Source organism: Candidatus Arsenophonus nilaparvatae (assembly GCF_045346035.1).
In the GTDB taxonomy this organism is placed as follows: domain Bacteria; phylum Pseudomonadota; class Gammaproteobacteria; order Enterobacterales; family Enterobacteriaceae; genus Arsenophonus; species Arsenophonus nilaparvatae.
Map to the genome: position 1 here is coordinate 2,823,495 of NZ_CP158507.1, position 21,604 is coordinate 2,845,098.

General features: G+C 33.0%; 19 protein-coding genes and 1 pseudogene. 9 read left to right on the forward strand and 11 right to left on the reverse strand.

Going from position 1 to position 21,604, the window contains the following annotated elements; genetic code table 11:
• Positions 1-112: 112 nt before the first annotated feature.
• Genes dsbA through WH390_RS13235 form a run of 3 tightly spaced genes read right to left on the reverse strand, consistent with a single transcriptional unit; the run spans position 113 to position 2,044 of the window.
• Positions 113-733, reverse strand: a complete 621-nt coding sequence (dsbA, locus tag WH390_RS13225; RefSeq protein ID WP_032116083.1) for a thiol:disulfide interchange protein DsbA — start codon at positions 731-733, stop codon at positions 113-115.
• Between the two features lie 32 nt (positions 734-765).
• Positions 766-1,761 (reverse strand): serine/threonine protein kinase, encoded by a 996-nt coding sequence (locus WH390_RS13230; RefSeq protein WP_032116101.1) that lies wholly within the window; start codon positions 1,759-1,761, stop codon positions 766-768.
• A gap of 13 nt (positions 1,762-1,774) precedes the next feature.
• The gene (locus WH390_RS13235) at positions 1,775-2,044 is read right to left on the reverse strand and encodes a DUF1040 family protein (RefSeq protein ID WP_032116082.1); all 270 of its coding nucleotides are present in this window, start codon (positions 2,042-2,044) and stop codon (positions 1,775-1,777) included.
• Positions 2,045-2,440: 396 nt separating this feature from the next.
• On the opposite strand from WH390_RS13235, the gene cutA reads away from it, so the two are divergent.
• The 3 genes from cutA (at position 2,441) to WH390_RS13250 (ending at position 5,473) form a co-directional block, all read left to right on the forward strand.
• On the forward strand, positions 2,441-2,797 hold the full coding sequence (gene cutA, locus WH390_RS13240) for a divalent cation tolerance protein CutA (protein WP_052044930.1): 357 nt from the start codon (positions 2,441-2,443) through the stop codon (positions 2,795-2,797).
• Positions 2,798-3,491: 694 nt separating this feature from the next.
• Positions 3,492-4,160, forward strand: coding sequence for a PAS and helix-turn-helix domain-containing protein (locus WH390_RS13245; protein WP_032116080.1), 669 nt, complete (start codon positions 3,492-3,494; stop codon positions 4,158-4,160).
• 32 nt (positions 4,161-4,192) lie between these two features.
• The gene (locus tag WH390_RS13250; protein WP_032116079.1) at positions 4,193-5,473 is read left to right on the forward strand and encodes a cytosine permease; all 1,281 of its coding nucleotides are present in this window, start codon (positions 4,193-4,195) and stop codon (positions 5,471-5,473) included.
• A gap of 4 nt (positions 5,474-5,477) precedes the next feature.
• Here WH390_RS13250 and WH390_RS13255 read toward each other — a convergent pair whose 3' ends face one another.
• A complete protein-coding gene (locus WH390_RS13255; protein ID WP_032116078.1) occupies positions 5,478-6,296 on the reverse strand; it encodes a nitrilase-related carbon-nitrogen hydrolase in 819 nt (272 codons plus the stop codon).
• A 414-nt stretch (positions 6,297-6,710) separates the two neighbouring features.
• On the opposite strand from WH390_RS13255, the gene WH390_RS13260 reads away from it, so the two are divergent.
• From WH390_RS13260 to WH390_RS13275, 4 genes and pseudogenes are all read left to right on the forward strand, one after another.
• Positions 6,711-6,920: a hypothetical protein gene (locus WH390_RS13260; RefSeq protein WP_032116077.1), complete on the forward strand. Its 210-nt coding sequence runs from the start codon at positions 6,711-6,713 to the stop codon at positions 6,918-6,920.
• A gap of 367 nt (positions 6,921-7,287) precedes the next feature.
• Complete coding sequence (gene mobA, locus WH390_RS13265) at positions 7,288-7,881, forward strand: molybdenum cofactor guanylyltransferase MobA (RefSeq protein ID WP_032116076.1); 594 nt, start codon at positions 7,288-7,290, stop codon at positions 7,879-7,881.
• A complete protein-coding gene (gene mobB, locus WH390_RS13270; RefSeq protein ID WP_032116075.1) occupies positions 7,871-8,392 on the forward strand; it encodes a molybdopterin-guanine dinucleotide biosynthesis protein MobB in 522 nt (173 codons plus the stop codon). Before mobA ends, mobB begins: the two co-directional genes overlap by 11 nt.
• A 468-nt stretch (positions 8,393-8,860) precedes the next feature.
• Positions 8,861-9,692, forward strand: a pseudogene (locus tag WH390_RS13275) (alpha/beta fold hydrolase).
• 250 nt (positions 9,693-9,942) lie between these two features.
• Here WH390_RS13275 and gorA read toward each other — a convergent pair.
• Together gorA and WH390_RS13285 are read right to left on the reverse strand one after the other, a co-directional pair.
• On the reverse strand, positions 9,943-11,295 hold the full coding sequence (gene gorA / locus WH390_RS13280) for a glutathione-disulfide reductase (RefSeq protein WP_032116074.1): 1,353 nt from the start codon (positions 11,293-11,295) through the stop codon (positions 9,943-9,945).
• Positions 11,296-11,406: 111 nt separating this feature from the next.
• The gene (locus WH390_RS13285) at positions 11,407-12,249 is read right to left on the reverse strand and encodes a 23S rRNA (adenine(2030)-N(6))-methyltransferase RlmJ (RefSeq protein ID WP_032116073.1); all 843 of its coding nucleotides are present in this window, start codon (positions 12,247-12,249) and stop codon (positions 11,407-11,409) included.
• A gap of 171 nt (positions 12,250-12,420) precedes the next feature.
• Between WH390_RS13285 and WH390_RS13290 the strand changes: the two genes are divergently transcribed.
• The gene (locus WH390_RS13290; protein ID WP_032116072.1) at positions 12,421-12,813 is read left to right on the forward strand and encodes a DUF1090 domain-containing protein; all 393 of its coding nucleotides are present in this window, start codon (positions 12,421-12,423) and stop codon (positions 12,811-12,813) included.
• 72 nt (positions 12,814-12,885) lie between these two features.
• Positions 12,886-13,833, forward strand: a complete 948-nt coding sequence (gene yhjD / locus WH390_RS13295; protein ID WP_238565701.1) for an inner membrane protein YhjD — start codon at positions 12,886-12,888, stop codon at positions 13,831-13,833.
• 199 nt (positions 13,834-14,032) lie between these two features.
• Here yhjD and WH390_RS13300 read toward each other — a convergent pair whose 3' ends face one another.
• The 5 genes from WH390_RS13300 to WH390_RS13320 all read right to left on the reverse strand — a co-directional run bounded on the left by WH390_RS13300 (position 14,033) and on the right by WH390_RS13320 (position 21,429).
• The gene (locus WH390_RS13300) at positions 14,033-15,517 is read right to left on the reverse strand and encodes an insulinase family protein (RefSeq protein ID WP_032116071.1); all 1,485 of its coding nucleotides are present in this window, start codon (positions 15,515-15,517) and stop codon (positions 14,033-14,035) included.
• 928 nt (positions 15,518-16,445) lie between these two features.
• Positions 16,446-16,703, reverse strand: coding sequence for a hypothetical protein (locus tag WH390_RS13305; protein ID WP_032116070.1), 258 nt, complete (start codon positions 16,701-16,703; stop codon positions 16,446-16,448).
• Positions 16,704-16,761: 58 nt separating this feature from the next.
• Positions 16,762-17,571 carry a filamentous hemagglutinin N-terminal domain-containing protein gene (locus WH390_RS13310; RefSeq protein ID WP_032116069.1) on the reverse strand — a complete coding sequence of 270 codons (810 nt, stop codon included), beginning with the start codon at positions 17,569-17,571 and terminating at the stop codon, positions 16,762-16,764.
• Positions 17,572-17,915: 344 nt separating this feature from the next.
• Positions 17,916-19,577, reverse strand: a complete 1,662-nt coding sequence (locus tag WH390_RS13315; protein WP_406850599.1) for a filamentous hemagglutinin N-terminal domain-containing protein — start codon at positions 19,575-19,577, stop codon at positions 17,916-17,918.
• A 436-nt stretch (positions 19,578-20,013) separates the two neighbouring features.
• A complete protein-coding gene (locus WH390_RS13320; protein WP_052044928.1) occupies positions 20,014-21,429 on the reverse strand; it encodes a filamentous hemagglutinin N-terminal domain-containing protein in 1,416 nt (471 codons plus the stop codon).
• Positions 21,430-21,604 lie beyond the last annotated feature (175 nt).

Below are 21,604 nucleotides of genomic sequence, written 5' to 3' on the forward strand. Positions count from 1 at the left end.
GTGGATATTACAGAATAATATGCCAAAAAATAGGAAAAATCCGCTGTTGTACCAATATGTTAAACCGTTGGTACAACATGGCGCTATTAAAAAAGGTGGAAAAAAGGCTTACTTATTTACTAATTAAAAAGTTAACAACATCAGAATAAGCTTTAGCATAATTATTGACATCTTCAATCGTGATGCCATTGTTACGTATCATATATTTACCATTAACAAAAATAGCCGGCACACCACGTAATTGAAACTCTTCCACTGCTTGCTGTTGTTTTACAACCAACGATTTAACGACAAAACTATTTAGCGCTGCATCATATTCTTCACTTTTGACGCCAGCTTTAATGAACACGGCTTTAATATCAGCAGGGGTATTTATCGATTCTGTCTTTTGGATCCCTTCAAACAACAATGGTGACACTTTATCTTCAACCTTCAACACCATTGCTACCGTCCAAGCTTTTGTTAATTCAGCGCCTAATGGCCCCAAAAAATCAACATGGTAGCGTTCCATCTTAATGTCTTTAGGTAAATTTTTTGCTACGGTTTGGGATACATGATAGATGGATTCAAATTGATAACAGTGTGGACAGTAAAAAGAAAAAAACTCTACGACGCGAGGTGCATTTTGTACCGCTTTTTCTATTTTGATAAATTCAGTACCCTCCGCGTAATTTGCGGCAGAAACACCATAAGACAGTACTAACCCTATTAAAGCTAACCAAAATTTATTCATATTACTCATTCTCCAAAAATATTTTCCATTTATTAATATATTAAACCGGGTTGCAAAGGCTGCTCATTTAGCGCATTGATCTGTTCAGAAAAAAGTAACTGCTGTTTACGCCAAAAATCATACTCAATCATCCAAGGAAAAGCTCGCGGAAAAGCCGGATCTTCCCAACGCCGAACAATCCATGATAAATAATGAATCATTCGCATTGCTCGTAAAGGCTCAATCAGTGCCAATTGTTCATTATCAAAATTCGTATACTCAGTATAAGCTTCTAATAATATTTCAAGTTGAATTCTTTGTTCCCGACGTTCGCCGTTTAAAAGCATCCATAAATCTTGTACTGCTGGGCCATTACGAGCATCATCAAAGTCGACAATAAAAGGGCCATCTCGCCACAAAATATTACCAGGATGACAATCACCCTGTAAGCGAAGATAACTATGCGATTGCGACCAACGCTTTTTTACTTCAACAATAAGCTCATCAAGGACAAATAGAAAATTTTGTTTTAATTTACCGGGTAGTAAAGGAGTATTCGCTAGAATGTTACGAGGAGTAATTAAATATTCATCAATTCCAATAGTTGGCCTGGTAGAAAAATGGTGCTGATATCCTATTTGATGAATGCGCCCAATTAATCGACCTACCTCTTCTAACTGTAACAAGTTATCAGTCTCATATTGCTGTCCCCCAACACTCGGAAAAACTGCGTATAAAAAACCTCGATACTCCAATACAGTTTGCCCGGCGAAAAATAGAGGAGCAATAACCGATAAACCAGCTTCATACAAAGACAACATAAAATCGTGTTCTTCTTGGATCTGAGTCCGATTCCAACGCGTTGGTCGATAAAATTTCACAACGTAACGTTTATGCTGTTCATCTAGAAACTGGTAAACTCGATTTTCATAACTATTCAACTCGATTATCCCTGAATCAGGGTATAATCCAACTTCTATTAACGCATCATGAATTAAATCGGGGGTAATCGTTTTGAAATGAAAAGCACTTTGCTGTGTCACTTTGATTATCTCTATCAGGTTAATCTTTAATGATGCCACGAGCGCGTAAAAGCGCTGTTTTGAAATCGTCTTCGTGATCTTTTTGCAAACCAGGTATCGCGGCTTCCGTTGGAGAGTTACGCATTTTTAAATGATAGATCAAAGTATCGTCAGTCAAATCGCATAAATCCCCTTTAAAACCAGCTTCATCAGCTAATTTTCGCAATAATTGCGCCAAATTTAATTCTGGATATTCCTGCCATAAGGGTTGCAGCAGTTCAATAACTTCGTTTAACCGATGATATTTCATTTTTCAATACCTTACTAACAAATTATTTATACAAATTACCAAGGATTATCTGCTAGAGAAAGCGTTACTTTGCCAGTTAACATAAAAATTATTTTTTTATTAGTTACTATTATGTATTGAGTTAAAATATCAACTATCTAATAGATAAACATATTTATAATAAATCAACTTAACAAATTTAATTTTGATCATATCGCATTAGCAATAATGAATAAAAATCACGGTTTTAACATATATTATCTATATATAAAATAATTAACACATTGTAATGTGTTTTCTACACAATTTAGATATAACTAATTTTTAAATTCACATATTTGTTCTACTAATTAACACTTGCTCAAGAAGCCGTTTTTAATTCCTTTCATCACATTTTTATAAAGGTGGTTACTGATGATGCAACAGCATTTAAATGAAGCAACTTCACATCTCAATAATGAAGGTATTCGCATTATTCTCTGTACAGCGCCCGATGAAGAAACCGCAAAAAACATTACTAAACAATTACTTGCTAAAAAACTCGCTGCTTGCATTACGCTATTACCAAAAGCTATCTCGTTTTATTACTGGCAAGATGAGCTAGAACAACAAACTGAAATACAAATGCTCATCAAAACACATGTCACTTTACAAGAAAAAGTTTTTTCACACATTAAAACCCATCATCCTTATCAAGTTCCGGAGTTATTAGCAATAACAGTAACTGATGGCGATAACAATTATTTGTCATGGCTTAAAAAATCTTTAAATTAAATAAATATCACTAAATTTTTAGCACAATATACTGATGAGAACGCATTAACTATCTACTGTGTTAAAAATAACCTATTTTGAGAAAATAAACCTTTTGTTACCAAAAAACGCTAATAATAATTATCAGCGTTTTTCTTTAGTGCAACAAATATGATAAATCTATCATTAACGATATTACATACGAGAATTAAATATAAATTCTTTAATTAACTGTTGTTTCGTGTAAGACAATTGGGTTCGGTTCAAGTAATATTTACGTCAGGAAATTCTAACAAACGAGGTTTTACCTCCTGCAAATCTATACCCAACTGATAATTGTCACTTTAAAATGAGGGATCAAAAATGTTTGTTAGTTTTATGCATATTTTGTGTTTTATCAACGTTAGTAATAAGTTACAAAAGAACAGTGCGAGCCCATCAGATATTTCCTCAAAATTTAAAATAAATTCACAAACATTAGCAAATACCTCTATTCAATCATATTCAAAAAATAAACAAATTATTACTGAACAATTTAGCATTCATCCGTTTGAAATGTGGACAAATTACTATTTAAATATGTCCTGCCGTAATCTTATTGTAAAAAAAATTAACGCTGCGCCATTAAATTTAATAAAAACTTAAAAATCAAAGCAAAAGATATCATTTTTTCATAAAAAAGGTTTAGCCATTTAAAAATAAAAAGGTTACTTCAATGGGAAAAACTATATCAAGCAAAGAGTTAGGTAGCTTGCACTCATTTTTAAAACATGAGAAAGATCCCTGGGGAATTAAAGATTTAAACTCGAGATATGTTTATGCTAATAACTTTAGTCATCTAGGGATAAAGCTCGATTTTAACATAGAAGGTATACTTGATAGCGAATTACCTCATCCTGTTGCAGAATTATCCTCAGATTTGATAATACATGATAACAATGTAATTTTTAATGACAAAAAAGAGGCTGTAATTCAGACCTCATTTAATTTTAAAGAAAAAAAATTAAAACCCTACTTTTTTGAAAAACGACCGTTCTATAGCGAATCTGGCGAAATTATAGGAACAATTTATCACGGACGCGAATTAGCCAACTTATGCATAAACATATCCCATCCTTCAGTATATTTATTCACTCCTCCAAATAATCTTTTTTCCAATAGAGAACTTGATATCGTTTTTCTTGCTCATCAAAAACTTAGTAGTAAAGAAATAGCGAAATTTTTAAATATTGCCATCCAAACAGTAGAAGTCCATCTGAAGAATATTTATAAAAAAGTGGACGTACATTGTTTAAGACAGCTGATTGAATACTGTAAATCAACGGGATTTGATAGATATGTTCCACAAAAATTTCTAAAAAATGAAATAAAATTTGTTAAATAAATCAAACAGTAAAACAACAGGAGAATTAATATATGTCTGATCATGCTTCATATTCACTTTATAGGGTGCCTCTTAGTGCCAGATTGAGTTTATTAAATGTAACATTAATCAGAATAGGACAAATGACCTCACTTTCACAATTTATGCTCGGCGCCATGTTAGGTCATGCCATGACATTTGAGCAAGCAATGATAGCAACATTATGCGGTACCTTAATACTGGAATTATTAAGTTTGGGTTTGGGGATTGCCGGTGCAAGAGAGGGATTATCAATTAGTTTACTTTCTCGTTGGTGCGGATTTGGACGTATAGGTTCAGCGTTGGTCGGAATCATTATCGCTGTTAGTTTGCTAGGTTGGTTTGGTATACAAAATTCAATTTTAGCTAACAGCCTAAATTATTCTACTAATAATTGGTTCGGTTTTAGTTGGGCGGCCATCATCTCAGGCTTAACACTAACAACATTAGTTGCTTTTGGTGTTAAGGCGTTAAATTGGACAGCAAAAATTTCTGTGCCACTTTTTACTCTGGTAGTAGGCTGGATTTTCTTTTTATTAGTAAAAGATCATAATATTATCAATCTAATCACGACTACACCTACCGGTATCGCAATGACTCTAAGCGCTGCGATTACAGCAGTTGTTGGTGGATGTATGACCGGCGCCTTCACTACACCAGATATTAGCCGTTATTGTCAAAGTAGTAGGCATGTCTTTTGGATGACATTAACATCAATTATTATTGGTGAATTTATTGTTAATGGTATTGCAATATTAATTGCCCATGCACTGGACACCCATGACGTAGTGACAATTATGGGACAAACAGCCGGCTGGATCGGTCTTCTTACGGTTATTTTATCAGCTATAAAAATTAATGACTTAAACCTGTATTCTTCATCGTTAGGTGTTGCTAGTGCGGTTGAAGGACTAACTGGCAAAAAATTATCTTACGTTTGGCTAACAATTACTTTAGGATGTATAGGAACGATTTTATCTGTTTTAGGTATACTAGAAAAATTTGTCGATTTCCTCACTTTCCTTGGTATCCTTTTCCCTCCTATTATTGGCGTAATGTTGATTGATTATTATATCATTCAGACTAATCGTAAATTACTCGATGCTTCTAGACAAACGGGCGAATTACCAAGCTTAACATCAATACCTTTAATCGGATGGAATGCCATTATATCCTGTTTATTAGGCAGCTTTGTTGGTGCTACAATCGACTTTGGCATACCATCATTGAATTCTTTATTAAGCGCCAGTATCGCATATTGGATACTGTGCACTTTTTTTCAGCAAAAAGACTAAGTAGCTATTTTTCAGATAAATATTCAATAGAATAAATATCTGTCCGTCTATCCCGCAAATAAGGTATCTCTAATCTGCTTTTTGCTTGTAAGTTAAAGTCAACCTCGCAAAAAGCAAGATCTTCATCATTATAAGATGCTACTTTTAACAACTGCCCACGTGCTCCTATTAATTGACTGCCACCAAAGAAATTTAGATCTTGTTCTTTACCCCACCGATTGACAGCTGCTAAATGAATGCCATTTTCCAACGCTCGACTGGCACAATTTATCGACCAGATATCTTTACTTTCTTTATGCCAGGCCGCGGGAAGAAACAGCATATCTGCTCCTTTCAAGGTTAAAATTCTAGCAAGTTCAGGGAAACCGGCATCGTGACAAATCATTACACCAATACGGCACTTTGGCGTATCAAATATAGGTATATTCTTCCCAGCAGTAAACCAAGTTCTTTCATGGTTAACCAAATGAATTTTTTGAAATGTTCCAATCCAACTTTCATTATTTGGCGTCCAAACAGCTGCCGAATTAAAAATTTCACCTAAAATCTCTCCACGTTCAATAAATCCACATACAATGGTTAGATTTAGTTGTGTTGAGAGTTTACTTAATAATTGGTCAGTTTCGCCTCCATTCGATTCACTCAGCGACCATAGTTCAGTACGTAATAATTCTGGCGAATAACCAGTTGTTGCTAATTCAGGGAAACAGATAATATCCGTATTATTCGATGCCGCTTTTTTACATAATTTTTCTATTTTTAATAAATTACTTTTCTTATCGCCCAAAATTGTATCAATCTGAGCAAGCGCAATCTGTAGCAAAATTTATTTCCATAAAATAATTAAATCGTTAAGTATATTAATAATATTAATCTGCAGCAATACCTAAAACCTAGGTATTTACCAATATAATACACTGTTTTATAATTACAAAATATCTGAAAATAAATATTAAAATAGTTGCTTCATAAATATTATAAATTTAGTTAAAAGCTTTTGCCAACACTTGGGAAATTTATTTAAATGTCTATCATTAAAATAATTAAGGGATAAATTTATGTTAATTCATTCTATATTATATAAATTTGTTTATAAAGTATATTTTTAGGATGAATTTTTTAAATATATTAATATAAAGATATTTTTACTATTATTGTAGGTAATTAATAGCATGATTAATCTTAATCGGTTTAATGCTTATTTAATATTCTAACAAAATATTTTAGGAAAGTTACTATGTTTAATGTACAACAAAAACGTAAAACAACTTTTCAAAGATTAAAGCCTGGTATGGCTGTATTTCACAATGAAAAAGTGTTCAAAATAATAAAGTTACGCAACATAAAACTAACAGAAAAGGGATTAATTTACCAATTTGATGTAGATGACAGTAATGGAGTATTAATGGGTGAAAGTGGTACAAAAATAAGTATCATTAAAGAATAATCGGATTAGATATAAAACTCAATCTAGTTAGCTTTCCTTTTAATTTTATTACGTTCAGCGTAATTGTTAATATATCGATACCGCTTATCAAAAACAATCAAACTGCCATGAGTAGTATTCTAATCGAAAAAATTCTGTCGTCCAAAATAGCACTCATTTATTTTACCGCTAATTTTTCAATGGCCAGCCACTATATAATCTATTTAGATAACAAATCTTATAAATATTGTTAATTAATCACAATTTTTTCACTAAAAATAGATTAACATATTAGAATATTTAATTCTTTACTCTCATAATATAAAATGTTGTTTATAACAAGATTAAATAAATAATTAAAGGCTCCAACATAATAGGTAAATTGAGTATGGCCAAAATTGTAGTCACTGGCATAATATTAGCAGGTGGGCAAGCTCGTCGAATGAATGGGGGCGATAAAGGGCTGATCCAGATTGCAGGCAAATCACTTTACCAATATGCAATTGCAAAACTGTTGCCACAAGTTGATTATCTATTCATTAATGCCAATCGAAATATCACAAAATATCAACAAGCGGGATATCCTGTTATTGTTGATACCATAGTCGATTTTGCTGGTCCCCTAGCCGGCATGTTAGCAGGTCTTTATGCCGCTCAAACATCTTGGGTTGTCTTTGTACCTTGTGATGTGCCAGATTTTCCCGATGACCTAGTGATGAAACTTTGGCAAGGTCGCAAAGAAAATGTCGGCAGTTATGTCGCGAGCGCTGGCTTTAACCATCCAACTTTTGCATTACTTCATCGTTCTGTTATCCCAACACTAGAAGAAAATTTAATTAAGCATCAGCACAAGGTAATGTCTTTTATGGAAAAAATTAACGCTTCAGCAGTAAATTTTGCCAGTTATGACAAAAATTTTGTTAATCTGAATACGTTGGCAGATTGCTATCAATGGGAGCAACAGCAAATAAATGACAAATAAAAATGTAATTCCACTACTTGGAATAACAGCTTATAGTGGTACGGGAAAGACAACGCTATTAAAGAAAGTTATTCCTTTGCTAGCTAAAAAGAATATTCAAGTCGGGATTATCAAACATACCCATCATGACATGGACATTGATAAGCCTAATAAAGATAGCTATCAATTACGCCAAGCAGGCGCTAAGCAAACATTAATTGCCTGTCAACAACGTTGGGCGTTAATGACAGAGACATCAAATAATACCGCTCTTGATTTAGCTTATTTAGCCAATCAATTTGATCCCCAACAGACCGATTTAATTTTAGTTGAAGGATTTAAAGAAGAAAGTATCCCTAAAATTGCGCTGTATCGAGCGACTTCCAATCGCCCTTTCTTGGATATCATGGATCAACACGTTATAGCAGTCGCAAGTGATGATAAACAAGCTACCCAACTTCTGCAATTGGATATTAACTCTCCTGAACAGATAGCCGATTATATCGCTAATTGGTTAACAAACAAATTATAAAAAATTAATAATATATTCGTTAATATATAAACAATTAAGATAATTATAAAATAATTAGATATGATTTTAATACATTGCGAATATATTGAAAAATGGCACAAGTTGAACCACCAATATTCACCACAACATCTAATAATCCTTATATATCAATATTATTTTAATAAAAACTGTACAAACCTCAATAAAAGACAAATCAACATAATAATTAATTGCTCTCTAAAATAAGCCTATTTCCCTACTAGGATCTTGACCTTAGTAAGCTATTATTAAAATTACTTGATTAGTGTTTAAGCAAAATAAGAACGTGATTAAATTACCCTGAAATCCAATATTACATACTTAACTAATATTCTCTAAAGCTTTAAATTTCATAATGTGACTAAGTTAAATAGTCTTTGAATTACATGAAGTTAGCTAAATAATCAAGATATTCCAGACTAAAACCATAAACGATTATAAGGAGTAAGCATGGGATACGTAACAACGAAGGATGAAGTTGAAATTTTCTATAAAGACTGGGGACCTCAAAATGCTCCAGTGATCTTCTTCCATCATGGCTGGCCATTAAGTTCTGATGATTGGGATAATCAAATGTTATTTTTCTTAACCAAGGGTTTTCGTGTGGTAGCACATGATCGTCGCGGTCACGGACGTTCTAGCCAAGTCTGGGATGGCCATGATATGGATCACTACGTTGATGATGTCGCCGCTGTGGTTAATCATCTTGGTATACAGAAAGCCATCCATGTAGGCCATTCTACTGGTGGTGGTGAAGTCATCCACTACATAGCTCGTCATGGTAAAGATCGTGTTTCTAAAGCGGCGCTTATCAGCGCTGTTACACCCATTATGGTGAAGAGCGAAAATAATCCTAAAGGATTACCTCAGTCAGTTTTTGATGACATGCAGGCTAAGTTAGCTGCCAACCGTGCACAATTCTATTATGACGTTCCGGCAGGGCCATTTTATGGTTATAACCGACCGAATGCAAAACCTTCGGAGGGCATTATTCGCAATTGGTGGCGTCAGGGTATGATGGGTAGTGCCAAAGCACAATATGATTGTATTGTAGCCCTCTCACAAACAGACTTCACTGAAGATCTGAAAGGTGTCACAATCCCTGTTTTAGTAATAGCACAGTGTTGATGACCAAATTGTTCCTTATGAATCCTCAGGCCCATTGGCGGCAAAATTATTACCAAACGGCACATTGAAAACCTATAATGGGCTTCCACACGGAATGCCTACTACAAATGCAGATACTATCAATGCTGACTTACTTGCCTTTATAAAGAGCTAATGATTAACCTTCAGAAGTTGGGAAAATTCCCAACTTTAATAACATCGAGCACGCAGGTATTCAAATAATGGTTACCATCTTCGAGAATCAACATTATATAATAGGTAACAGTTTCATTAATAAATTAAGCTATATTCTCCTAGTTTCTCAACCATCGAATAGCATCAGCTTTGTGCCGATAATCCTTAACCAATAATCTAACTCGCCGGCTAAAATCCATCAATAAAAATAACCACTGACAAGATGGTGATTATTTCATAGTAACAAATTCTTCTGCCGCCGTTGGATGAATAGCCACGGTATTATCAAAATCTTGTTTAGTAGCTCCCATTTTTAATGCAACCGCAAAACCTTGCAAGATTTCATCCATACCAAAACCGATACCGTGAATACCGACAATTTTCTCTTCTTCACCAACACAAACCAACTTCATACGGCAGGGTTGACGATGAGCGGTTACCGCTGTGTACATTGAAACAAAAGACGATTGATATACTTTAATCTTATCGCTACCAAATTTTTCTTTTGCTTGTGGTTCAGTCAAACCAACAGTGCCTATTGGCGGATGACTAAATACTACTGTAGGTATATTGCTGTAATCCAGATGCTCATCAGGTTTATTATTAAACAGACGTTCTGATAATCGACGGCCAGCCGCTACAGCAACTGGGGTCAATTCGACCGCTCCGGTGTTATCACCGACTGCATACACTCTTTCTATATTAGTGTTTTGGAATTTATCAACTTTAATATAACCTTTGCTATCCCGTTCTATACCAGCCAGATCAAGACCTAAATTGTCTGTCATGGGCTCACGACCAATTGCCCATATTAATGTATCAACAGTTTGAGCTTGGCCATTTTCTAACTGTAAAGTTAAACTACCATCAGAGTTTTTAATCACAGCTTTAGGAATAGATTCAGTATGCAATGTTATACCTTCATTTTCCATGATCACTAGCAATGATTTAACCACCATAGGATCAAAATGACGCAAAGGAGCATGTTGGCGAACAAACAAATGGGTCTCACTACCCAAAGCATTCAATACGCCAGCCAATTCAACAGCGATGTAACCAGCACCAACAACTGCGACTCGTTTAGGTAAAGATGTTAATTGAAAAAAACCATCTGAATCTATCCCATATTCCGCGCCGGGAATATTAGGCCAAGCAGGTCTGCCACCGGTGGCAATTAGAATATGATCTGCGGTTAGCCTGCTACCATTAACCTCAATGGTATGAGCATCAATAAAACGCGCAACACCATTAATTACCTTAACTTTGTTAGTGCTCAAACCAAGTTCATAAGACTGATGGATACGATTAATATAGCTTTGTCGGTTAGTGATCAATTTCTGCCAATCAAATTGATTAATACTCGTACTAAAACCATAATCAGGCCCATAAGCTTTTATCGCTTCTGCAATTTGTGCGGCATACCACATGATCTTTTTGGGTACACAACCAACATTAACACAAGTTCCACCTAATGCTTTTGCTTCAATAAGCGCACATTTCTGACCATAAATAGCAGCACGATTTATTGAAGCAATTCCACCGCTACCACCACCAATAGCAATATAATTATAATGCTCATTCATCGTTAATTTATTCCATTTTATTAATTAAATTACAGTTTAACTAACATTCTTATAGGGCTATTTATTAATAACCCGTTAAAAACCACCAAACTACAATGAGGAATAAAAAATCTATTCCGGCACAATCCACTCTACGCAGGTATGACCTATTCCTTCGGGCACTAAAACCTTATGTAACCATGGTAACAACGTACGCATCTGTTGTTCCAATTTCCATGGCGGATTAATGATTATCATGCCCGACGCCGTCATTCCTCGCTGATCGCTATCTGGACGTACTGCTAATTCAATCTTTAGTATTTTACGAATCCCACTATTTTGCAGTCCGTGCATCATTCGCTTAACTTGCTGTCGTAAAACTACTGGATACCAAATAGCATAAATTCCAGTAGCAAACCGCTTATAACCTTCTAAAACAGCGTTAACCACTGATTGATAATCTGATTTTAATTCGTATGGTGGATCAATCAAAATAATGCCTCGACGGCTTGATGGCGGGAGCTTAGATTTTAACTGTTGAAAACCATCTTGCCGTAAAACTTGTGCTCGTTTATCTTTGGCAAATTCTGATCTTAGTATGGGATAATCACTAGGGTGTAATTCCGTCAATAGCAGTTTATCCTGCTCGCGTAATAAAAACTTAGCCAATAATGGCGATCCTGGATAATAGTGAAGATCACCTTTGGCATTCAGTTTAGTCATTACTGTTAGGTAAGCAGCTAACTCTGTCGGCAAATCATCTCGTTGCCATAAACGCGCAATTCCCTCAAGATATTCTTCCGTCTTACCAGCATGCCTACCTGTTAGTTGATAGCGACCAGCTCCAGCATGAGTATCAAGATACAGAAAAGGCGTTTCTTTTTCCTTGAGAGACTCAATAATCAAACTTTGTACAATATGCTTTAATACATCTGCGTGATTACCAGCATGGAAACTGTGACGATAACTTAACATAAATTTATTACCATTTAATGTAAAAAACTGTTTTTGCGGGGGCTAAATATAACCACTATTATACTTATATTACCGCACATTTTATCACAGTAATATTAAACTCTGATAATGACATAACATATTTATAGCATTATGCTAAATAGACTATTAACAATAAAAGGTGAATAGACGATGAGAAAAATATCATTATCCATATATTGTATTGCATTTATGCTTGGTAGTAACCTGGTATTTGCTAACCAACAAATAAAGTTGTGTGAAATAAAAAAACAAACAATACAGACCCAAATCGAATATGCTAAAAAAGATAATAATCAAGATAAAATTGATGGGTTAAAAACGGCTTTAAAAAATTTAGAGAATAATTGTAGCTCTGAGTTTATATATCAAAAAAATAAAAATGAAGTTGAGAAAAAACGCTTAAAAGTTAGAGAACGTGAAGTTGACTTGAAAGAGGCACAAGCAAAAGGAGATAAGAATAAAATTAGTAAGCAGCAACAAAAACTGCAACAAGCCAAAATTGAACTGCATAAAGCAGAGGAAATATTAAAAGCAAGTAAATAAATCATCAGCAAATTAAACGGATTTAAATAAAAATAGGTCATGCTTAAAAATAATTTTGAGCAAATGATAGCCATGCAGCCTAAGGAGAGCAAAAAGGTGAAAAACACATTGAGCAAAAGTGTTGTTAGTGGTAAAAAAGCATTAACCTATTCAAAGAAGTGGGTTGATGTTATCTGTAATATTCCATTTATTGCCCATTTAATCCGCGCGGCAGAACGTTTTAATGACCGTATGGGCAACCAATTTGGTGCCGCTATTACCTATTTTTCTTTTCTCTCTTTGATCCCTGTCCTTATGTTTTCCTTTGCTGCAACTGGCTTTATATTAGCCTCCAATCCCGATTTGCTGGAAAAATTGATCCGTGGTATATCAAAAAGTATTAGTGATCCAACATTAGCCCAAACGCTGGAAAGAAGTATCGATACTGCTATTCGCCAACGTACAGCCGTCGGTTTGACCGGTTTAGCGATTGCACTTTATTCTGGTGTTAATTGGGTTAATAACCTTCGTCAAGCTATTTTGGCGCAATTTCGCGATATTTGGGAAAGAAACGAAGATGAGAAAGAATCCATTTTTTTTCGCTATTTTCGTGATTTTCTTTTTCTTATCGGCTTATTAATTGCCTTAGTTATCACCATTACATTAACTTCTATTGCCGGCTCGGCACAAGCAACACTGGTTAGTCTATTGCATCTTGATGCTATTGAATGGTTACGTCCAATTTGGACAATAGTCGGCTTAACCATCTCAATTATGGCAAATTATCTATTGTTCCTATGGATTTTTTGGATCTTACCTCATCAACAATTTCGCCGTATTTCGTTACTGAAAGGAACATTAATTGCCGCTATTGGCTTTGAAATACTCAAATCTATTATGACTTGGGTATTGCCTAACCTAGCGAGCTCACCATCGGGTGCAGCATTTGGTTCAGTTATTGGTCTTATGGCTTTTTTCTACTTTTTTGCCCGTTTGACACTTTTCTGTGCTGCCTGGATAGCCACAGATAAACCAGAGTAATAATAAAACGATTACTTGTTAACTTATTAGTAATAAAAAGTTAGCAATGAAATCCAACAATTCTGCTATATAAATATTGCTGAAAAAAATAATCATCAGTAACTATTTGCTGCATAACCCTATTTATTTAAGATGATAGCTACCTGTTCATGATATCCAAATATCTTTATTACCATTGAGTTATGCTTTTTTATCATGATTAATTAAAGCTGGTAACAGGTGAGCTGTCATTTACTTCCTGTTCCGTTGCGGATGCAGCCACTGCCGGCCAAAGAGCCCGTTTAAACTTATTTCTAAGCTGTTCAATATCTAATCGCCTTGTATCCACTGGTTGAGATAAAATAAAGGTAGGCTCTTGCGCAACCAACCGTTTAGCATCTTCAGTCATTACAGCTAATGTTAATTCTGCCAAGAAAGCTTGCCTTAAACGTTGAAACTGTTCCGGGGCAATATCTATGACACCATTTTGTTGTGAAATCAGCCGCTGATTAATTAATATGTCAGTACTTACTCTGGCATAAGCCGCAAAGAGCTGATCTAATTGCTGCTGTTTTTCTTGTACTATTTGCTCAAATATGGCCTGAGAAATACCTTTATTGTTAATAGCAGATAACTCTGCTAACAAGCTTTCGGATACACTCTTCATTTTTTCAGGCGCAGCCGATACTAATAATGCACAGCTCGCTCGCTGATATTGAATACGGCAATCCATATTCAATCCAACAAGTTTGCCATATTTTTTGTCAAAAGATTGTTTAATTGAACGAAAAATAGCCTCTCTGGCTAAATCATCAAGCCAATAACGCTTTAACATTTCAGAATCGTTAATCGTTCGCCAACCAAAATCCCAAGTCAACGATAAAGAATCTTTTGCTGGATCCGAGCTGGTTAAATTAATTATTTGTGGTGGAAGAACGGGTAGCGCCGCCACAGTAACCGGCATAGAACGTTTTCCACTAAGTGCTGAAAAAATCTGATTAATATTTTCGGTCAATGAACGGTTATCAACATGGCCAGCGACATAAAGCGTCATTATGTCAGGTGTATACCATTGTTGAACAAATTTGTTAATTTCTTCTAACTTAACCGGTGTAACTGGCATCACTCCCGGTTCATGACCAATTAAGGTTGATCCTTTTATTCTCGCTCGCCATAAAGGATCTTTTACATTAGCTGGATGTGTTACTACCATACGCTTTGGTAACGACGTTACCATCATTAATGATTTTTTATCAAATTGGCTACCCGCTGCCGAGCCTGCCAACCATTGCAGTGCCTCTTTCAGTAACTCAGGTCGATTGTTAGGTAAGCTTAGGTTATAAAGAGTTACGTCATAAGAGACAATCGCCGGAGGGATCGGTGCTGCTGGATCAATCGCATTGTGCCATAACTGTTGTAATTGCGAACTGCTTAAAGTTTTGCTGTGAAACAGTGCCATTTTGGGGATCAAATAGGTAAAACCTCTCTGACTTGCTGTTTCTACCATTGAACCCGTTTTGACAACTAACCGCAATTGGATCCTATCATTCGGCCGCTGTGGAGTTTGCAATAGTTGCCAGGAAAAACCATTATCTAATTTACCCTGCTGCCAGGCAGGATCAGGTTGCAAAGTTTCTGCCGGCAGTTGGCTGGACAAAGCCATTAGTGCGCCACCAATAAAATACCGAATTTTTATGCCCTGCATGCAAACCTCTTGTTGTTAATTGTTGGATTTAACCGTCAAATGCCACATTTATTTTTAACGGAAAGTACCACCTCAGGGCTTAGACAGCCGATCTCTGGTTAAATCTCATAATATTTGGGATGTTTTTAGATCTCTAAGATTACCATGTTAAGCTTAAAGTTCACCACTACGTTTTTTGACAGATTATTTGATATCTATCGGATTTTATTAACTACATTATGGTCAAAAACAGTTGTTTAATACAGGTTACTGATATTATCACTTTAAATAATATAAAACACATTAATAATTAACTACGATTACAATCAATAAAGTTGTTAATTCATAAATAAAATTATTCAAATATAACGAATAACAACATACATCACAGATGATCTATTTAAATCAATGTATTAATACAATTTTGTTATCTATTTTTATGATAAAATTTTCATTCAAATAATTTTATGGAATATTATTCTCATAGAAATGATTTGTTTGTCGATCAGAAAAAACAATAGCGCCTACTTTGCCGTAGCCGCTATGACTTGGAGAGGTTAACTATTTAAATATATCCTCTGATAATCTATCACTTTGACCAAATTCAGTATTGCTATTTTAGCAAATGTCATTTCATCAAATGGTAAACGGTATCATATTAGCGATTTATTCTGCCAATATGTCGTTGAAATAACTTCATCTTTAGCAGAAAAACAACTATATCAACCGTTAAATCTCTTACTGAAATTATCTTACCGTTATCATTATTAACACTAATAGCATCTATATTTATTGTATCTTCAACTAATGTCGATACTAGACTGGTATCAATAATTTCTATAGTTCCACTATTTTCTACATTACCAAATGATTTTAATTTCAGATGCCCATTACCTAGAATTAAGCTTCTATCAAAAACGAGAACTTCATTTCCTATGTTTATTATTTTTTAGGTAAAATATAATTTACTATCATTAATTTTATTATTACCTGTTGTATAATCTATATTAATTATCAAAGTTAATAATATAATCGCTAATATTTGTAATATTATCATAATTAACCAATAATGACTCAAAAACAAAATTACATCTACTTTATTAATATTAAAATATGTGCTGTCAAACCTAAGACTTTTAGCTTTTATTGCAAAATACAATAATTCTTCTGGTTTATCGTTACCATTATCACCAATAGCTAATTGCACATTTTTTCTTTAATAAATTACTTTTTATATCCACATCAAGATTATTCGTCCCAACTTATTATCTATTATTCATTGAACTATCATTAGTTAACTTAATATTTATATATTTAGCTTGAATTCGTGCATCTGCTCCAATAGATAAACCGGTAGCAGGAGTCTCGGTTGATGGCATACTTTTTCCAATAATGGATAATTGATTATCATGAGAAACTCTTAAAATATTATCACCAATCGTGCCATAAATTGTGCTTGCAGACAGAGAACTATTATCCAAAATTTTAACATTACGCGAGATAAGATCTAAGCGACCTTCTCCGCTACGATGAACACGACTATTACCTTTAAATACAATATCACCATTTTCAATCGCTAAAAGTATTTCTCCTAACTGTACATCATTAAAACCCCGATTTCGAAAGCCGGTTAGAGAATTTTCTTCAATATAAAAAACTTTTCCTATTACTAACCGTTGGGTTGGTGAACCAGCAAACCAACAACCATTACATTTAATACCATTAGGATTAGCAATAATTAGCTCGGCTGCTTTACCATTAACGGTTAACTTGCCTCTGAGTAAACTTTTTTCTGTCGAAGTCACTTCATTAACAATAATTTTTGCCGCTAAATCGTTTGTATTTTCAAGAACAGCACCTTTTTTACTGACATTAAATTTTTGATAATAATTATGAGAAATACCATTTTCATTTGCTTTCTCAATATGAATATGTTCAACACCATCTTTCATTTCAACCATTAAATCGGTTTTTAGCTTATCATCAACAATTATATTTTCATTGGCAGTAACATGGAAAGAGTAAAACATACTAGCAATACTTAAAGCGATAAAACTCAATTTATTTTTTCTCATAAAGCACCTCCATGTAATTAATAAATTATAAATTAATGCTTTGATTAAAGCGTTTTTATCTTAAATAAAAATTATATTATGCGTCAAGTTAAATAAAAAAAATAAAACATAATTATTTATAATAATAAAGTTTTTAATTATTTTATTATATTATAAAAATAAATTCTAACAATAAAGGCTGTCCATCAAACTTTCACTTTGGATATTAAGAAAAGTTCAATTAACTTAACAGTTAAGTTTATTATTCATCCCGTTAATTGCTGAATAAAAAAATAGCGCCTATCTTTAGTCGGCGCTATTAATAATAAATCATTTATTGGTAAACAACTAATTTATTTTTTTACTTACATCTTCCAATTAAAGTCGACTTTATTACTATTAACAAATTTCAACTGCTCATCAGGAGTAATATCAATTAACTCTGCTGTACTAATAACAGGCTTAATGTTTTTATTTTTATTAATAATTTTAATATTGCCATCTTTAGCTTTTAGTTGCTGAGCATCAATTATTAAACCATTGCTGGCAACGATGTTACTTCCATATGTATCAAGTATTCCATTAACTTTTATCTTTACTGCCCCATTTTTATTAATAGTATGTTGGCCTATGTTGGTTGTTCTTGTACCCTCTACCTTAATAGTGCCACGGTTTTTTAAAGAATCAGTGTTAATTTCTAAGCGACCATCCCCTATCCAGTCAGCATTATTGGTAATCTCTTTACTATCGAATACTAACTTGGAATTGTTGAGTGAAAATTGGCCATAATTTGAATCTGATGGTTTATTACCATCAAAATGACGATATTGATAAGAGTCCTGTTTATTATCAAATTGGTTACTTTTTACATAAACAATGGCATTTTCACTTTTTATATAACTATTCATACCTTCAAACGAATCAACATTAATATTTGTATTAGTGTTATTCATTTTAAAAGTTGCATGATCAAATTTTAATATTTTTGCTTTAATAAGCGATTTATTTACAGATTTATTATATTGTTGATCACCAACATCCAATACAGCGCCTTTCCTATTAATGAATTGGTTTTCCACATCTGCATAAAACTTTTTAGCACTCAACTGCCCTTCATTAATAACGCGACTATCTCCCGTTTGTGTAATGCTTAAACCACTAAATTTCACAGTTGCATGTTGATTAATCAACAAACCTGCATCGGGACTATTTTCCTGCTTGCCAAAGTAGCCCGTCGCCGAGTGATAATAATCAGAATAATTGGCTACTCGATATATATCCGCTTTACCGTCTTTTCCTTTACGGATAAGTGAATAATTGGCTGGAAGCTGTTGATTAGTAGGAAAATTATATCTTACATAAGATAAACCAGGGGCTTTATGCTTACGGGAAAATTTAATTTCATTATTACCAATAATGGTTTTAAGAAACTTACCATTTAGATTACCATCAGACATCGCTATTTCATTAGAAATAAGTGTTAATAACCCTTCATCATGAACTGACTTAATATTATTTTTAAATATAATCTTTCCTTCAGCTGAGACATTAATTTTCAAATCGCCATCTTTATAGTGGATCTTACCGCCTTGTGAGAAGGTTGATGATTCCTCGTTATTGATTAATTTAACTTTACCTGTTACTAATAACTGTTGCTTAGTACCGGAAAATGAACAACCATTACACTCAATACCATTTGGATTGGCAATCATCAAATATGCATTATCGCCTTTAACCCGCAATTCACCTTTAAGTGAACTCTTTTCATTAGATGTGACTTCATTGATAATAAATTTTGCAGCTGAGTTCGCTAGATAAGTTGGGTTATTAATAATAGCCCCTTTTTCACTAACATTAAACTTTTGATAATAATTATGGGAAATACCATTCTCATTCGCTTTTTCAATATTAATATGTTCAATGCCATTTTTAATTTCTAGAGTAATATCTTTTTTCTTATTATTATCAATAATAATATTTTCACTGGCATTAATATGAAAAGATGAAAGTATGCCAGCAATACTCAAGGCGATAAAACTCAGTCTGTGTTTTGTCATAAAATAAATTCCCTGTAATTAATAAATTAATGCTTAAACTAAAGCGTTGTCATCTTAAATAAACATTAGGTAATGTGTCAAATAAAATAAAATAAAATAAAATAAAAAAATATAATTATTTATTATAATAATATTTTTAATTATATTATTATAAATATAAATTTTAACAATAAAAATTCCTGCATGTGTTTACTTTAAACTTTGAGCAAAATTTCAATTAGCTTAATAATGAAATTTATCATTCTTCTCGCTGATTGCTGTATAAATATAGCACCTGCTTTCTAATAGGTGCTATAGTTGATAAATTATCTATTGATAAACAACTAATTTATTTTTCTATTGGCTTTGTTAAATTTAATTTTATTACTATTAGAAAATTTTCAATTTTAATCAAGATTAATATTAATTAATCAGCTATACGAACAATAGGTTTAATGTTTTTATTTCTATTAATAATTTTAATATCACCTTTTTTAGCTTTTAGTTTCTGTGTATTAATTATCAAACTATTACTAGCCGCTATTTTACTTCCATATGTATCAAGTAATCCATTAACAGTAATTTTTACTTCTCCATTTTTATTAATAGTAAATTGACCTATTTTAGTTGTTTTTTTACCCATTATTTTAATATTATTTCTACCAATAAAAGAATTAGCTTTAATTTCCAAACTACCATTACCTCTAATAACAGCTTTATTGATAATCTCCTTACTATTTATAATGAACTTAGTATTATCAAGTAATATAGCACCATCTGAAAGATTTTCTTCAATATGATGTTGATCATTTTTCTTATAGTCGTTTTCATTGAAAAACTTGTTACTATTGATAGTAACAATCGAATTTATCAAACCTAGCTGACCATTAAGGCTATTAAATTCATCAATGTCAAATTTGATCTTAGTGTTAACTATATCAAAATATGCGTGATCAACTTTTAATTTTGCTGCCTTGAAATTCGAATTGTTTAACTTATCATTATTATTGCCACCAATATTCAGTTCAGCGTCTCGGTGATTGATAAAATCTCCTTGCACTTCTATATCCACATTATTGGCAATTAATTCTCCGTAGTTATTAACTTTACCAGCAATATTCATCTTTAATTGATCAAAATTCATTGCGACTCTGTGATCAATAAATAAATCGTTACTCTTTATAGTCACCTTATTAGCTATAATCGCTTCATTATGATTCATAATCAATTTATAGTGTTGGTCATGTTGCAAATCACCATCGATTATAGCTACTCTATCGGCATCAACCATTAGTGAACCATTAGCATTAATTGGTTGAGAAATATTTTTAAAGACAATCTGATTAGCAGAAGAAGGTAATTCGTTCATCATAAAAGTATTACCATTTGCTGCTCCATACCCCTGTACATCCATTAAGTTATCCGATAAAGTTCTTGATCGCAGAGTGAATTCTGATACACCAGAAGTTGAACAACCATCACACTCAATACCATATGGATTAATAACCATCACATTTGCTTCCTGACCATTAATCCTTAAATTGCCTTTGAGAAAACTTTTTTCCGCCGAAGTCACTTCATTAATAATTATATTTGCTGCTACAGCGGTATTATCAAGAACAGCTCCTTTTTCACTAACATTAAACTTTTGATAATAATTATGTGAAATACCTTGGTTATTAGTCTTTGTAATATTAATATGTTCAATTCCATCTTTAATTTTAATAGTAAGATCTTTACTCTTATTACTATCAACAATAATATTTTCACTGGCATTAATATGAAAAGAAAAAAGGATGCTGGTAACACTTAAAGCAATAAAGCTCAGTTTATTTTTTGTCATAAAATAGTTCCCTGTAATTAATAAATTAACGCTTAAACTAAAGCTTTTTCAGCTTAAAAAAATATTATGTAATTTGTCAAATAAAATAAAAAACACACATATAATCATTAAGATAGTTATCATAATAAATATTTATTAAATATTATTATTAAACTGGCATTATAAAATAATATAT